The organism is Burkholderia sp. Bp9031, assembly GCF_003857965.1.
GTDB classification, from domain to species: Bacteria; Pseudomonadota; Gammaproteobacteria; order Burkholderiales; family Burkholderiaceae; genus Burkholderia; species Burkholderia ambifaria_A.
The window spans coordinates 24,461-38,507 of sequence record NZ_QTPW01000002.1 but is presented as its reverse complement, the minus strand read 5'-3'; the positions used below and the strand labels follow the sequence as shown (position 1 = coordinate 38,507).

Genomic DNA, 14,047 nt, shown 5'->3' with positions numbered 1-14,047 from the left:
ATGGGCAAAAGCATGGACAAAGGCATACTCAAGAACGTTTCGATCAACTTCATCGGGCTAATCCTGCCGACCTTCGTGTCGCTGGTCACGGTGCCCGCGTATATCCACGCGCTGGGCGTCGAACGCTACGGTGTCGTCAGTCTCGTGTGGACGCTGATCGGCTATTTCGGGATCCTCGATCTCGGGATGAGCATGGCCGCGCAGAACCACATCTCGAAGGCGCTCGCGAGCGGCGACGCGGACGAAAGCGCGCGTGTCTTCTGGAGCGCGTTCTGGCTGAACCTCGGCACCGGCATCGCAGGCGGCCTGCTGATCTATTTCGGCGCGTTCGTCTACACCGCGTATTTCACGAAGGTGTCGGCGGCGATGCAGCACGAGGTGTATCTCGCGCTGCCGTGGCTCGCGCTCGCGATTCCGCTCGCGAACGTGTCGTGGGTGTTCGCCGGCGCGATCAACGGCGCCGAACGGTTCGGCGTGTTCAACACGAACCAGACGATCGGCACGTTCCTGTTCCAGCTGCTGCCGCTTGGCGCCGCGTGGTGGATCGCGCCGAACCTGCAGACGGTGCTGGCCGCGGCGGTCGTCGCGCGGCTGATCGCGGCGGTGATGCTCGGTCACGCGAGCATCAAGGTGCTCGGGATCCGGCACATCGACCCGCCGCAATGGGGCACCGCGAAAGGGCTGTTCAACTTCGGCGGCTGGATGCTGATCGCGAGCACGGCGAGCATGATCGCCGACACGCTCGATCGCGTGATGCTCGGCGCCGGCATGGGCGCGAAGTTCGTCACCTACTACACGGTGCCGCAGAACCTCGTCACGCGCCTGAACATGCTGCCGAACGCGCTGGTGCGCACGCTGTTCCCGCGCCTGTCGGCGGTCGGCCGCGATCACGCGGATACGCTCGCGCGCCAGTCGCTCGAATTCCTGAACGGCGTGTTCACGCCGGTCGGCATCGTCGCGATCTTCGCGCTCGCGCCGTTCCTCACGCTGTGGGTCGGCCCCGATCTCGCCGCGCATTCGGCGCCGGTCGGCCGCGTGCTGGTGATCAGCGTGTGGCTCGTCGGCCAGGCGAGCGTCACGCGGATCCTGATCCAGTCGCAGGTCAACCCGGCCCGCGCGGCGTTCGCCGGGCTCATCGAGATGCCGTTCTTCGTCGGCGGCCTGTGGTTCGGCATCCATCACTTCGGGCTGATCGGCGCGGCCGTGGTCGTCGCGACGCGCGCGCTGGTCGACTACGGCGTGCTGCTTTACCTGTCGGCGATCCGGATGCGCGCGATCGTGCTCGACATGCTCGCGCATCTCGCCTTCCTGCTCGCGAGCCTGTTTCTCGCGCAAGCGTGGTCGGGGCTCGGCGAGTCGATCGGCCTTTGTGCGGTCGTGCTGGTGCTGAACCTTGCGTGGTCGCTCACGATGACGCCGGGACTGCGCGCGCTCGTGCGCGACCTGTTCGTCCGTCTCAATGCGAGGAAAACGATATGAATCGCGATCTGGCGGAACACGCCATCCTGAACATCGCCACGGCCGATGCCGCCGTGGCCGAAGCCGACGCCGCCGCCGCGCTGCGCCGGACCGAATCGGCCGGGCAGGCGGGTGCGCGCGATGCGGCGCGCCCGCTGCGCGTGGCGATCGTCCACGACTGGCTTGTCACGTACGCGGGCGCCGAGCGCGTGCTCGAACAGATCGTCGCGTGCTTTCCCGACGCGGACCTGTTCAGCCTCGTCGATTTTCTCGACGATCGCGCGTTCGTACGCGGCAAGCCGGTGACGACCTCGTTCATCCAGAAACTGCCGTTCGCGCGCACCAAGTACCGCAGCTACCTGCCGCTGATGCCGCTCGCGATCGAGCAGCTCGACGTGTCGGACTACGACCTCGTGATCTCCAGCAGCCATGCCGTTGCGAAAGGCGTGCTGACGGGGCCGGACCAGATGCACATCAGCTACGTGCATTCGCCGATCCGCTATGCATGGGACCTGCAACACCAGTATCTGGAACAGTCGAACCTCACGCACGGGCCGAAATCGTTGCTCGCGCGGATGATCCTGCACTACATCCGCAACTGGGACACGCGCACCGCGAACGCGGTGGACGGCTTCGTCGCGAACTCCGCGTTCATCGCGCGACGCATCCGCAAGGTGTATCACCGCGACGCGGCGGTGATCTTCCCGCCGGTCGACGTGGACGGCTTCTCGCTGAACGAGATGAAGGACGATTTCTACCTGACCGCGTCGCGGATGGTGCCGTACAAGAAGATCGACCTGATCGTCGAGGCGTTCTCGCGCACGCCGGAGCGCAAGCTCGTCGTGATCGGCGACGGCCCGGAGATGCAGAAGATCCGCGCGAAGGCCGGCCCGAACGTCGAGATCATGGGCTACCAGCCGTTTGCGGTGCTGCACGACCGGATGCGCCGCGCTAAGGCGTTCGTGTTTGCGGCCGAGGAGGATTTCGGGATTTCGGTGGTCGAGGCGCAGGCGTGCGGCACGCCCGTGATCGCGTACGGCAAGGGCGGCGCGCTCGAGACCGTGCTCGAGCCGCACTCGCACGCGAACCCGACCGGGCTGTTCTTCGAAGAACAGACGCCGCACGCGATCGTCGCGGCGGTCGACGATTTCGAGCGCGCGCCGCAGCGCTTCACGCCGCACGCGTGCCGCGCGAACGCGGAGCGCTTCTCCGCCGACACGTTCCGGCGGCGCTTTCTCGACTATGTGGAGGCGGCACTGCCCGGCTCGACCGCGCAGCGCGGCACGGCCGTCGCGCCGATGCCGGCCGCGCGCGGCCCGGCGACGCTCGTGCTGGACCAGAGCGGCGTGCTCGGCGGCGCGGAACTGTCGCTGCTGGAAATCATGAAGCACATGCGTGCGAACGCCGACGTGCTGCTGTTCGACGACGGCCCGTTTCGCGCGGCGCTCGACGAGATCGGCGCGCGCGTCGACGTGCTCGACCAGGGCGAGCTCGCCGGCGTGCGCAAGCAGGGCGGCGTGTCGGCCGGCGCATTGAAGCGGCTCGTTGGCATGGTGCGCGACGTCGCACGGCGTGCACGCCGCGCCGAGGTGATCTACGCGAATACGCAGCGTGCGATGGTGGTCGCGGCGCTGGCCGGGCGGCTCGCGCGCAAGCCGGTGGTCTGGCACCTGCGCGACATCGTCAGCGGCGACCACTTCGGCAGCAAGCAGCTGATGGCGATCAAGTACTGCGCGCGGTTCGGCGTCACGCGCGTGATCGCGAACTCGGATGCATCCGCGCAGGCGTTCCGCGCGCTGACGGGCTTCACGCCGCAGCACGTCGACGTCGTGTTCAACGGCATTTCGGCCGAACCGTTCGACGCGCTGGACAATGCCAGCCAGGCCGCGCTGCGCGCGCGCTTCGGGTTGCCCGAGCAGGGATGGCTGGTCGGGTCGTTCAGCCGCCTCGCGCACTGGAAGGGGCAGCACCTGCTGCTGGAGGCAGCGGCACGCCATCCGGACATGCACGTGGTGCTGGTCGGCGCGCCGCTGTTCGGCGAGGATGAATACGCGGCGCAGCTGCACGAGATCGTTGCGCGTCACGGGATGGACGACCGAGTCCATTTCCTCGGGTTCCAGCGCGACGTGGCAGCGTGCATGAAGGCGGTCGACGTGGTCGCGCATACGTCGATCACGCCCGAGCCGTTCGGGCGGGTGATCGTCGAGGGGATGCTCGCGCGGCGGCCGGTGGTTGCGGCCCGCGCGGGCGGGGTCGTCGAGATCATCGAGGACGGTGACAACGGGCTGCTCTGCGAGCCGGGCGACGCGGCCGCGCTGGCCGATGCGCTGGGCAGGTTGAAGCACGACGCGGCGCTGCGCGAGCGGCTCGTCGCGAGCGGGCGGGCGACCGCGGTGCGCCGGTTCGGCACCGAAACCTATGTGGAGCGGGTCGAGAAGATCCTCGCGGATACGGCGAAGGCTGCAAAGGTGAAGAAACGGTAGGCGCGGCGCGAACCGACGCGCCATGCGCCGGGAAACGAGCCCTCATGCGGTGTTGTGCTGCATGAGGGCTTTGCTTTTGGATGGGCGGGCGCCAAGTCGCGCGGTCGGGCGAGGGGCGTCTGGATGGGCCGATGATGCGTTGGGGCACGGAGCACGGAGCACGGAGCACGGCGCACGAAGCACGAAGCACGAAGCACGAAGCACGAAGCACGAAGCACGAAGCACGAAGCACGAAGCACGAAGCACGAAGCGTGGCCGCCGACCGGGCCGGAATTGCTCGACGGAACGCCATGAGCGGAGCCGTGCGGTCATGCCGTGAGCTGGCGAGGGGGCGGGCGATGCCGACGATAGAGCCGCCGCCGGGACGGCCGCTACGCCCGACTTGCCTGCTGCCGTACCGGGTGCCTGCCGCCTCGCGGCACGCAAACGGATCCCCGCGCCCGTCCCGCCCATGAAAATGCCCCCGCGCAGCGTGACGCCGGGCGGGGGCAGGGAGCGCGGGAACGGTGCCGCTCAGACAGCCCGTTCGGGTGCCGGTGCGACGACGCGAGCGGTGCGCGTCGGTTTCAGGCTCGCCGACCACATCATCGCGGGGCGTTCGAACAGCCGGTAGAACACGTAGGCGACCGGAATCGCGGCGGCCATGAACGCGAACGACGGCCAGATCGACAGTTGCAGCTCGGAATGGAACAGCACCGAGCCGAGGCAGACGAACAGCGGCAGGTGGACGAGGTACAGCGAATAGCTGAAGTCGCCGAACCAGCCGAGCACGCGCAGCAGCGGCGTCGGGCGCGGCGGGCAGGCGAGCGCACGGTACAGGAAGCACGCGAAGCCGGCCGCCCACAGCTGGAACGCGCCGTACTGGCCGAAATGGAACGCGCCGCAGCCCGCGGCCAGCAGCACGGCGGCCGCGAGGTACCACGCGCGCGACGGCACGGCGGCCGGGTCGCGCGCCGGCTGCGCGCGCACGTCGGCGATCCACGCGCCGATCGTCCAGGACAGCCAGTACGACGTGAAGAACTGCAGATCGTGCCGTTCGAGCAGCCAGGCCGACGCGACGTTGACGAGCGCGACGGCCGCGACGATCGCCGGCATCCCGATGCGCCGGCGCAACGCGAACAGCAGCGGGTAGACCGCATAGAACTGCACTTCGAGCGACAGCGTCCACAGTGCGCCGTTCGACCCGTACGTGTAGCCGGCGACGCCCTGCAGCGAGAACAGGTTCACGAGGAACGCGGTGAGGCCGACATCGCGGATCTTGTGGCTGACGGGCGCGATCTGCAGGCTGACCGCGTCCATCGCGAGCGTGAACAGCAGCGCAGCGAGCAGCACCGGGTAGATGCGGGCAAAGCGGCGCGCCCAGAAGTTCGGCGCGTCGAGCCGGTACGCGGGGTTGGCCGCAAGCTTGAGCGCCGCGTTGCGGTGGATGCAATAGCCGCTGATCACGAAGAAGATCGGCACGCCCGCAGACCCCCACGCGAACGGGAAGGTCAGATAGCCGACGATCGCGCTCGGGTCGAGCGCATGACCGTAAGCGCGATGGAAGCTCTGCATGCCGACCCAGACGACCTGGCGGCAATGGAAATAGGCGACGAGCAGCGCCGCGAACCCGCGCATCGCGTCGATCACGTGTTCCTTGTGGTCGGCGACGGGCGGCGCGGTCAAAGACGATCCGCTGAAAGCTTGCATGCGATTCGATTCCTTGCGACGGATGAAGGGGATGGTCCAATCGTAATGCGCAAGAATTCGATCGAATGAATAAAAAAATCTGACCGCGAAATAATGATATTTCAGATAGTGGTTTTATTCCGGCGTGAAAGCGGTTTCGCAGGTACCGAAATTATTTGCCGATTTTTTTCTGATAGCTTGAGGCTTCCAGTTGATTGATGCAAGGAGCGGCAAGATGGACATGCATTGGATCGCGAGCGCGGCAGTACTGCTGGTCATGGCCGTGCTGTCGGCGTACCGCGAGGCGCTGAAGAACGAGCCGATTCGCCCGGGTCTCGAACGGGGCGGCGTCCCGTATATCGAGGAATTCGAATCGTAAGAATTTGTATCTGGAAAATCGGTAATTTGTTTCTGTTTCGGTAATCGGCTCGGCAATATCGACCGGTTTCGCGGATTATCTATTTTCCGGAAACATGGGCAATCGGTCCATATCGAAAAATGAGCGGAGTGGAATTGGCCGTACCGTCGATTCTCGATATGCCGTTCGGAAAACAATCGCGCCGGGTCGCAGGACGACGCGGCGCAGTCAACGCAATCAGGATGCGAACATGTTGAAAGTCACCAAGGCCGTGTTCCCCGTTGCCGGTCTCGGCACGCGGTTCCTCCCGGCAACGAAGGCGAGCCCGAAGGAAATGCTGCCCGTCGTCGACAAGCCGCTGATCCAGTACGCGGTCGAGGAAGCGATCAACGCCGGTATCACCGAGATGATCTTCGTGACCGGGCGCAGCAAGCGCGCGATCGAGGATCACTTCGACAAGTCGTACGAGATCGAGGCCGAACTCGAGGCGCGCGGCAAGGAAAAGCTGCTCGAGCTCGTGCGCGGCATCAAGCCGAGCCACGTGAACTGCTTCTACGTGCGCCAGCCGGAAGCGCTCGGCCTTGGCCATGCGGTGCTGTGCGCGGAGAAGCTCGTGCACGGCGAGCCGTTCGCGGTGATCCTCGCCGACGACCTGCTGCACGGCGAACAGCCGGTGCTCAAGCAGCTCGTCGACGTGTTCGACCACTATCACAGCTCGGTGATCGGGGTCGAGACGATCCCGCGCGAGGACAGCCGCTCGTATGGCGTCGTCGAAGGCCGCGAGTGGGAAGAGGACATCATCAAGCTGTCGGGCATCATCGAGAAGCCGGCGCCGGAAGACGCGCCGTCGAATCTCGGCGTGGTCGGCCGCTACGTGTTCATGCCGACGATCTTCGATCACCTGCGCAAGCTCAAGCCGGGTGCCGGCGGCGAACTGCAGCTGACCGACGCGGTCCAGTCGCTGCTCGCGAATGAGCAGGTGCTCGCGTATCGCTACTACGGCACGCGTTTCGATTGCGGCAGCAAGATCGGCTATCTCAAGGCGACCGTCGAGCTCGCGCTCCAGCATCCGGAAGTGAGTCGCGAATTCGAGGCGTACCTGCGTACCTGCCTGCCCGCGCTGGCTGCTGTCGCATAAGCAGACGCGCTGCTCCGCTGTTTCAGGTGGTGGTTGTTCCGTTGGCCCCGGCTGCCTTGTGCGCCGGGGCTTTTTTGCGTGTGGTCGAAGCCGCGGCGCGGGACGCCGGGTGATCAACGGCGTTGCATCCGGCGGGATCGAGCCGGTACGTGCGCGGCGAATCGGGCAGGCCACCACGCGGTGATGCGGTTTTCAGGTGCATCAACGCGGTGCGCGGGATGCCTGGCACCGTGGCGATGAAACCGGTGCCGGCGTGCCGGTTGCGTGCGGCACGATGAACGACGGTTGCGGTTGCGGTTGCGGTTGCGGTTGCGATAGCCGCCGTCGATGCCTGGTCAGCGTGTCGATTCGCAATGGACGTCGACGCGGCGCCACGATGCCGCAGCCGCACGTTCGTCCGCCGACGCGATGCGTGTTTCCGATGGACGAACGAGGCCGGCGGCCGCGTCGTTTCGGCACCGGGATTGCCGGCGCCAGCGCACGTTGTTCGGTGGCGTCGCGCCCGTGCCGATGTTCCGCTCAGCGCGGGGACGTGCTCGGCCGCGCGACGAAGTACCGCGCCAGCATCGCGGCGATCGGCTTCTTGAAGTCGAGCAGGCGTCTTTCCAGATAGCGCCACGACAGATGCGCAAGCAGCACGGCAAGTGCGAACTGCAGCAGTTCGGGCAGCGCTTCGCGCACGATTCCGGGCATCGGCACGTGCGCGAACAGCGCGGGCATCTCGCCGAAACGTGCGGGAATCAGGTTGTGGAACAGGTAGAAGCCGTAGCTGATCGTGCCGAGATAGACGAGCGGTGCCCAGTCGAGCAGCGCCACGGCCGGATGGTCGGGCTCGGTGACGATCCACAGCATCAGCGTGCCGAGCGACGCGGACAACCCGAGATCCGCGAGCCCCGTGACGACGTCCGGCAGCGTCGTGAACGCGGGCAGCGCGAGGAAGAACACGACGCCGGCGGCGCCGAGCCAGCCGGGCGGAATGCGGCGGACGACGGCCGGGCCGCGATCGGCCAGCGCCATCGCACCGACGCCGCCCAGCGCGATCAGTGCGAAGTTCCACGGGGAAAACGCGTAGATCAGCACCGGCGATGCGTCGGCCGCGTAGAGCACGAGATGCGCGAGCGCGCACAGCGCGACGGCCGCGACGCCGAGCGCGACGTGGCGTGCGGCCGGCACCGCTAGCAGCGTGAGCGGTGCAATCAGATAGAACTGCTGCTCAACCGCGAGGCTCCAGAAGTGCGACGTGGAGCCCGGCCAGCCGTCCTTGACGACGCCGATCCAGTAGTTCGACAGGAACGCGGCGTGCCACGCGAGCCCGAGATTGACGCCGCGCTGGTAGAACAGCGCGTGCGCGATCGCGAGCGCGGCGAGCAGCAGGTAGTAGACGGGAAAGATCCGCAGCGCGCGCTTCGCGAGGAACAGCGCCAGCGCGTGACGGCGCGTCATCGTGCCGCGCTCGATCGCCTGACGGTTGCGATGCAGCTCGCCGACGATCAGGAATCCGCTGATGAAGAAAAACGTCCACACACCGAGCTTGCCCACGTCGACAGCGAGGACGTGGCCCTTGTGGGACAGGAAAACGAGGATGACGGCGATGGCTCGCAGGCCGTCGAGTCCTTTGACGTATCTGACTTCGCGCATGGAGGCATCCGGGGCACTGAGCGAGGTCAGTATAGGTGCGCAAATATCGAACGTAATTCGCGTTCGGACGTATACGTAAAGGCGTTTTTCGATGCTCGCGCGTCGGTGAAGTCGGTCGTGCGCAACAAAACCTGCGGGAAACCCCGCGAAAACGCATAAAAGTACTGCACGAAGCGTCACGGCGCTTGTAGAATCCGGCGTTGAAGCGCGCGCGTTGCACGCTTCGTGTATCCAACGACCACACCTGGTAGGAGAAACATGGCGACTTCCGCAAAAAAGGTGGCCAAGAAGGCTGCCGCACCGGCCACCAAGAAAGTGGCTGCCAAAAAGGCTGCGCCCGCGAAGAAAGTAGTGGCCAAGAAAGCTGTCGCGAAGGCAGCACCGGCCGCTCCGACGCCGCTGAAGGACAAGTTCACGAAGGCATCGCTCGCAACGCACATCGCTGAGCGTGCAGCTGTCGAAGTGAAGGCGGTCAAGGCAGTGCTCGTCGCACTCGAGAACGTCGTGCTGGGCTCGGTTCACAAGAAGGGCGCAGGCGAGTTCACGCTGCCGGGTCTGCTGAAGATCACGGCACAAGTCGTGCCGGCGAAGAAGAAGCGCTTCGGCAAGGATCCGTTCACGGGCGAAGAGCGCTGGTTCCCGGCAAAGCCGGCCAGCGTGCGCGTGAAGGCACGTGCGCTGAAGAAGCTGAAGGACGCGGCTGCGTAATGCCGCGCAACGGTTGCCGAATGCAAGTCGGCGACCGTTGCGATGTCCGACGATCCCCGTACGCGAAAGCGTACGGGGATTTTTATTGCGCTGCGCAAATCGCGCGGCGACGATGTTGTGCAGCGAGCAGGCGGCATGATGTGATGCGCATCCGGTGTCGCGGGCCAAACGTGCGAACGGCCGGGTCGCCGCGTTCGATCCGGCGCGAGACCTTGCAACGCAGCGCGTCGCGCATTCGTCGCGTGGGTCTCGTGTCATGAACGCAGCGATCGTTCCCGGCGAGATCGCCGACCAGGTGAGCGCCGCGTGCGCCGTGATCGAACGGCATCTCGGCGCAACGCTGCAGGCGATGCATCTGTTCGGCTCGGCGCTCGACGGCGGGCTGAAACCGCGCAGCGATATCGACCTGCTGGTGACGGTTGCCGCATTGCCGGGCGACGCGGTGCGGCGTGCGCTGATGCTCGACTTGCTCGACTTGCTCGACGTGTCGGCGCCGCCGGGGAGCGCGGCGCACATGCGCGCGCTGGAAGTGACGGTCGTCGTGCGCGGCGACGTGGTTCCATGGTGTCATCCGACCCGGCGCGCGCTGCAGTTCGGCGAATGGCTGCGCGGCGATTTGCGCGTGGGCATCGTCGAGCCGCCATGCATCGATCACGATCTGGCGATTCTGTTGACGAAGGTGCGGCCGCACGACGTTGCGCTGCTCGGGCCGCGCGCGACCGAGTGGTTCGAGCCGGTGTCCGCGCGCGATTTCGTCGCCGCGCTTTTGGCCGCCGTTGCGCAGTGGCATGCCGAGCCGGACTGGCGCGGCGACGAATGCAACGTCGTGCTGGCGCTCGCACGCATCTGGTACAGCGCCGCGACCGGCAGGATCGCGCCGAAGGACGTCGCCGCGACGTGGGTAATGGCGCGCCTGCCCGACGCGTACCAACCCGTCCTGTCGGCTGCGCGTACCGTCTATCTGCGCGGTGACGGCGACGATGCGCTGCTCTCCGGCGAACCGGTCGCCGCGTTCGTGCGCTACGCGCGACGAATCGTCGAAGCGATGCTGTCGGCGTAGCGGCGCGCGAACGGTCGCCGCCCGCGGTTGCGTAGTGGCGCGACGCAATCCCGTCGATGGATGCGGTCATGCGTGGACTGCACGCGCGCCACGAACGTGCCGCGGCGCCCCGCGAAGGACGTGCCGCCGTGGCTTCGTCAGCCCGCCGTGCCGTCGTACGCGGCCTTCAGCGCGGCGACGTCGAACTTCGTCATCTGCATCATGGCCGCGGCCACCCGCGCCGCCTTGACCTCGTCGCGGTCGGCCATCATCGGGATCAGTGCGTCCGGAACGATCTGCCACGACACGCCGTAGCGGTCCCGCAGCCAGCCGCAGCCGTCGGCCGTGCCGCCGTTGTCGAGCAGCGCGCTCCAGTAACGGTCGAGTTCGGCCTGGTCGGCGCAACTGATCATCAGCGAGATCGCGTGGTTGAACGTCTCGGTGCGCGGGTGGCTCATCGCGATGAACGGCTGCCCGAACAGTTCGAACTCGACCATCCGGGTGCCGTTGGTGCCGGACACCGCCGTGACGCGCACGACGCGCGAGTTCGGGAAAATGCCCGCATAGAAGGCTGCGGCTTCTTCGGCTTCCGTCGAGTACCAGAGGAACGGCGTGATCTTCTGAATCGTCATGGAGCGTCTCCTGTCAGCTGTCGGTGAGGGAGGGGCAATCTGCATGCCGCCATCGATACGACGGACGAGGGGCGTCGAAATCGACATGTCGAAGCATACGTGCTTCACATGGGAGGGGCGCCGGATTCATCGACAGGGCGAGGCGCCCGACATGCCTGCAAACGTGCTTTCTGCGCGCGATAGGCGGCTCAGGCGCCGCTCCCGGCCGACTGCCGTATCTGAGAGTCCCGGCGCGGTCGTCGTCCGCCACGGCGCTGGCGGCCGCCGCCGGCAACGGACGAAAAAAAACCAGCCATGGCCGAAGCCGATGACTGGTTTTGCAGTTCGGCGGCATGGCGTCGAAGACGCCATGCACACCGGAAACGTACTTCTTAGAACTTGTGGCGGATACCGACCGCGACCATTTCGGCCGAGCTCTTGCCAGCGAAGCCGTACGAAGCGATCGACGCTTGCGCGGTTTGCTGCACGCCGTCGACGAGCTGCGTGCCGCTTGCGTGCTGGTATGCGCCAACCAGGTAGAGGTCCGTGCGCTTCGACAGCGAGTAGTCCGCGCCGACACCGACCTGATGGTACTTCGCGGCCGTGTCGCCGCTTGCCTTCGTGTACGAATAGCCGAGGCCCAGCAGCAGCGGCGGCGTGACCTGGTACGTCACGAACGCGCGGCCCGTGTTGTACTTTTCGGTCGAACCGAAGCCCGAGAATGCGTCCGGCTTGTACTGTGCGTTGCTGTAGCCGAGACCGACCGTCACCGGGCCGATTGCGTACTGGCCTGCGACTTGCGCGATGGCGATCGACTTCGCCGTGTCGTAACCCGAGTTGATCGGGCCGTCGAAGATCGCGTCGGACGTCGTCGAACCCCAGCCTGCGCGGCCGACAGCCGTCGTCGGCGACGGGTTGGCTGCGTAGAAGTAGCCTGCTGCAACGCCGACCGGGCCGTTGTTGTATGCAGCTGCGACCGACCACGTCTGGCCCGAGCCCGTCTTGCCTGCGACGCCGCCGAGGGCGTACATGCCTTCGACCTGGAAGCCTGCCCAGACCGGCGACGTGTACTTGATTGCGTTGCTGACGCGCAGCGAGTTGTCGTTGTTGTCGACGTCGCCCGGCGTGGCCATCACGCTGCCGAAGTAGTTGTCAGCCGTGACTGCCTGGACCAGGTCGACCAGCGGGTCGTACTGGCGGCCGAGCGTCAGCGTACCGTACTGGTTGCTCTGGAGGCCGACGTATGCCTGGCGACCGAACATGCGACCACCTTGGTTCAGGTGACCCGTGCCCGGATCAAAACCGTTTTCCAACTGGAAGATCGCCTTCAGGCCACCGCCGAGGTCTTCAGCGCCTTTCAGGCCCCAACGGCTGCCTTGCAGGTTGCCCGACAGCATTTGCCACGAGTTGTTGGCCTGGCCGTCGTTGCCGTGAACCCATGCGATCGACGTGTCGATCACGCCGTACAGCGTCACGCTCGACTGAGCGTGAGCAGCACCGGCGGCGCCCAGCAGGGCGAGCGAGAGGGTCGAGAGAGCGAGTTTCTTCATCGTTGAGTATCTCCACGCAAATGATTCGTCATTCGTTATTTGTTGCGGAATGGAGAATAGCTCAGTGCCATACAGGCAAGAAAGCTTAAAAAATAAAGTGTCTCGAAAAGGTAACAGCGAGAAAAAGTTCATATAGATCAAGCACATCAAGAACTGTTCCTGTTTTTGAAATAGTTGACAATTGCTGCGCTGCGATTGTTGCGGTGGTTGTGGTGTTTGGCAACAGAAGGGCGGATTTCGCCGGTTGGAGCACGGAAATCGACGATGGCAAACGTTTGCCGTTGCGGCTTGCATCGCGTGGTGATGCAAGCAAAGCATCACCACGCATGAACGCGAGACGGGGCGGGGTGGTTGCGAAAAGAAGCGCGGTCGCGTAGGACGACGATGCGGCACGCGCAATGCGCGGCCGCGCGAGGCAATCAGCTGTCGCGTGCGCGATCGGCGGCGTGATCCGTCTGCGCGGACACGGCTGCAACGTTGCCGGTGCGGCGATGTGCATCGCCGCGCGCAGCCGCGAATTCCGCGCCGAGCAGCAGCACGGCCGCCGAGAAGTACAGCCACATCAGCAGGACCGCGAACGATCCGGCCGCGCCGAACGCACTTGCCGTGCCCGCGTGCGCGAGATACAGCGCGAACAGCTTCTTGCCGCCGGAGAACAGGATCGCGGACACGATCCCGCCGATCACCGCGTCGTGCCATGCGACGCGCGCGTCCGGCAGGAACTTCATCAGCGCGGCGAACGCGCCTGCGAGCACCGCGATGCCGACGAAGAACTGCAGCAGGTTGGTGATCACGACGTACGGTGAATTGCCGAGCAGCCACGTGCCGATGAACGTGATCGCGGTGTCGAGCACGAGCGACACGATCAGCAGGAACGCGACGCCGAGCACGAGCCCGAACGAAATCAGCCGCACGCGCACGAGCCCGAGCATGCTCGACCAGCGGTTTTCCGTGCTCGGCCAGATCACGCTCAGCGCCGTGTTCAGCGACGCGAACGTCGCCGATGCGCCGAGTGCGAGCGCGGCGAACGAGATCAGCGTCGCGATGCCGCCGCGCTCGCCCGCGCGATGCGCGTTCTGCACGATCGTCTGGATGCTGGCCGCTGCGTCGTCGCCGATCAGCTGGTGTGCCTGCTCGAACACCTGGCCGCGCGCGGCGTCGTCGCCGTAGAACCAGCCGGCCACGGCGATCACCATCACGAGCGTCGGCGCGAGCGAGAACGCCGAGAAGAACGCGATGCTCGCGGCCATCGCCGAGCATCGGTCGGAGGAGAAACGCTTGAACGCGTTGAGTGCCCAGTTGGCCTGTTGTTGCGCGAGACGGGTAGCTTCGGACGTGATCTGTCGTTTCATGACGGTTCGGTTGCGTGCCGATCGCGGGATATCGGTGGATCGGG

General features: G+C 65.9%; 12 protein-coding genes. 6 read left to right on the top strand and 6 right to left on the bottom strand.

All coding sequences use genetic code 11. The features are described from left to right. Window positions 1-12: 12 nt before the first annotated feature. The gene (locus DIE15_RS03350; RefSeq protein WP_057924139.1) at window positions 13-1,479 is read left to right on the top strand and encodes a flippase; all 1,467 of its coding nucleotides are present in this window, start codon (window positions 13-15) and stop codon (window positions 1,477-1,479) included. Further along, a complete protein-coding gene (locus DIE15_RS03345; RefSeq protein WP_185734356.1) occupies window positions 1,476-3,941 on the top strand; it encodes a glycosyltransferase family 4 protein in 2,466 nt (821 codons plus the stop codon). The genes DIE15_RS03350 and DIE15_RS03345 overlap by 4 nt, the downstream gene beginning before the upstream one ends. A gap of 513 nt (window positions 3,942-4,454) precedes the next feature. On the opposite strand, the gene DIE15_RS03340 is transcribed toward DIE15_RS03345, so the two are convergent. After that, window positions 4,455-5,630 carry an acyltransferase gene (locus DIE15_RS03340; RefSeq protein WP_124832383.1) on the bottom strand — a complete coding sequence of 392 codons (1,176 nt, stop codon included), beginning with the start codon at window positions 5,628-5,630 and terminating at the stop codon, window positions 4,455-4,457. 214 nt (window positions 5,631-5,844) lie between these two features. Between DIE15_RS03340 and DIE15_RS36845 the strand changes: the two genes are divergently transcribed. Both DIE15_RS36845 and galU read left to right on the top strand, forming a co-directional pair. Continuing rightward, entirely contained in the window at window positions 5,845-5,988 is a 144-nt protein-coding gene (locus tag DIE15_RS36845) for a hypothetical protein (protein WP_006479318.1), read from the top strand. Window positions 5,989-6,217: 229 nt separating this feature from the next. Beyond that, window positions 6,218-7,105 carry a UTP--glucose-1-phosphate uridylyltransferase GalU gene (gene galU, locus DIE15_RS03335; RefSeq protein WP_011548079.1) on the top strand — a complete coding sequence of 296 codons (888 nt, stop codon included), beginning with the start codon at window positions 6,218-6,220 and terminating at the stop codon, window positions 7,103-7,105. A gap of 519 nt (window positions 7,106-7,624) precedes the next feature. Here galU and DIE15_RS03330 read toward each other — a convergent pair. Next, window positions 7,625-8,743 (bottom strand): acyltransferase, encoded by a 1,119-nt coding sequence (locus DIE15_RS03330; protein WP_057923921.1) that lies wholly within the window; start codon window positions 8,741-8,743, stop codon window positions 7,625-7,627. 258 nt (window positions 8,744-9,001) lie between these two features. On the opposite strand from DIE15_RS03330, the gene DIE15_RS03320 reads away from it, so the two are divergent. Both DIE15_RS03320 and DIE15_RS03315 read left to right on the top strand, forming a co-directional pair. Beyond that, window positions 9,002-9,451 (top strand): HU family DNA-binding protein, encoded by a 450-nt coding sequence (locus DIE15_RS03320; protein WP_011548077.1) that lies wholly within the window; start codon window positions 9,002-9,004, stop codon window positions 9,449-9,451. A 256-nt stretch (window positions 9,452-9,707) separates the two neighbouring features. Continuing rightward, entirely contained in the window at window positions 9,708-10,511 is an 804-nt protein-coding gene (locus DIE15_RS03315; RefSeq protein ID WP_124832382.1) for an aminoglycoside adenylyltransferase family protein, read from the top strand. A 137-nt stretch (window positions 10,512-10,648) separates the two neighbouring features. Here the strand turns inward: DIE15_RS03315 and DIE15_RS03310 are convergent, their stop codons facing one another. The 4 genes from DIE15_RS03310 to DIE15_RS03295 all read right to left on the bottom strand — a co-directional run bounded on the left by DIE15_RS03310 (window position 10,649) and on the right by DIE15_RS03295 (window position 14,003). Then, the gene (locus DIE15_RS03310; protein WP_057923919.1) at window positions 10,649-11,122 is read right to left on the bottom strand and encodes a VOC family protein; all 474 of its coding nucleotides are present in this window, start codon (window positions 11,120-11,122) and stop codon (window positions 10,649-10,651) included. Between the two features lie 371 nt (window positions 11,123-11,493). Continuing rightward, window positions 11,494-12,651 (bottom strand): porin, encoded by a 1,158-nt coding sequence (locus tag DIE15_RS03305; protein ID WP_057923918.1) that lies wholly within the window; start codon window positions 12,649-12,651, stop codon window positions 11,494-11,496. A gap of 85 nt (window positions 12,652-12,736) precedes the next feature. After that, window positions 12,737-12,979, bottom strand: a complete 243-nt coding sequence (locus DIE15_RS03300; protein ID WP_124832381.1) for a hypothetical protein — start codon at window positions 12,977-12,979, stop codon at window positions 12,737-12,739. A gap of 91 nt (window positions 12,980-13,070) precedes the next feature. Further along, complete coding sequence (locus DIE15_RS03295) at window positions 13,071-14,003, bottom strand: YihY/virulence factor BrkB family protein (RefSeq protein ID WP_124832380.1); 933 nt, start codon at window positions 14,001-14,003, stop codon at window positions 13,071-13,073. Window positions 14,004-14,047 lie beyond the last annotated feature (44 nt).

What these genes read in the sequence shown, in the direction of transcription:
- DIE15_RS03305 (WP_057923918.1), bottom strand. Translation starts at nt 12,651, where the DNA reads ATGAAGAAACTCGCTCTCTCGACCCTCTCGCTCGCCCTGCTGGGCGCC.
- DIE15_RS03345 (WP_185734356.1), top strand. Translation starts at nt 1,476, where the DNA reads ATGAATCGCGATCTGGCGGAACACGCCATCCTGAACATCGCCACGGCC.
- DIE15_RS03315 (WP_124832382.1), top strand. Translation starts at nt 9,708, where the DNA reads ATGAACGCAGCGATCGTTCCCGGCGAGATCGCCGACCAGGTGAGCGCC.
- DIE15_RS03295 (WP_124832380.1), bottom strand. Translation starts at nt 14,003, where the DNA reads ATGAAACGACAGATCACGTCCGAAGCTACCCGTCTCGCGCAACAACAG.
- DIE15_RS03310 (WP_057923919.1), bottom strand. Translation starts at nt 11,122, where the DNA reads ATGACGATTCAGAAGATCACGCCGTTCCTCTGGTACTCGACGGAAGCC.
- DIE15_RS03340 (WP_124832383.1), bottom strand. Translation starts at nt 5,630, where the DNA reads ATGCAAGCTTTCAGCGGATCGTCTTTGACCGCGCCGCCCGTCGCCGAC.
- DIE15_RS03320 (WP_011548077.1), top strand. Translation starts at nt 9,002, where the DNA reads ATGGCGACTTCCGCAAAAAAGGTGGCCAAGAAGGCTGCCGCACCGGCC.
- DIE15_RS03300 (WP_124832381.1), bottom strand. Translation starts at nt 12,979, where the DNA reads ATGCGTGGTGATGCTTTGCTTGCATCACCACGCGATGCAAGCCGCAAC.
- DIE15_RS36845 (WP_006479318.1), top strand. Translation starts at nt 5,845, where the DNA reads ATGGACATGCATTGGATCGCGAGCGCGGCAGTACTGCTGGTCATGGCC.
- galU (WP_011548079.1), top strand. Translation starts at nt 6,218, where the DNA reads ATGTTGAAAGTCACCAAGGCCGTGTTCCCCGTTGCCGGTCTCGGCACG.
- DIE15_RS03330 (WP_057923921.1), bottom strand. Translation starts at nt 8,743, where the DNA reads ATGCGCGAAGTCAGATACGTCAAAGGACTCGACGGCCTGCGAGCCATC.
- DIE15_RS03350 (WP_057924139.1), top strand. Translation starts at nt 13, where the DNA reads ATGGACAAAGGCATACTCAAGAACGTTTCGATCAACTTCATCGGGCTA.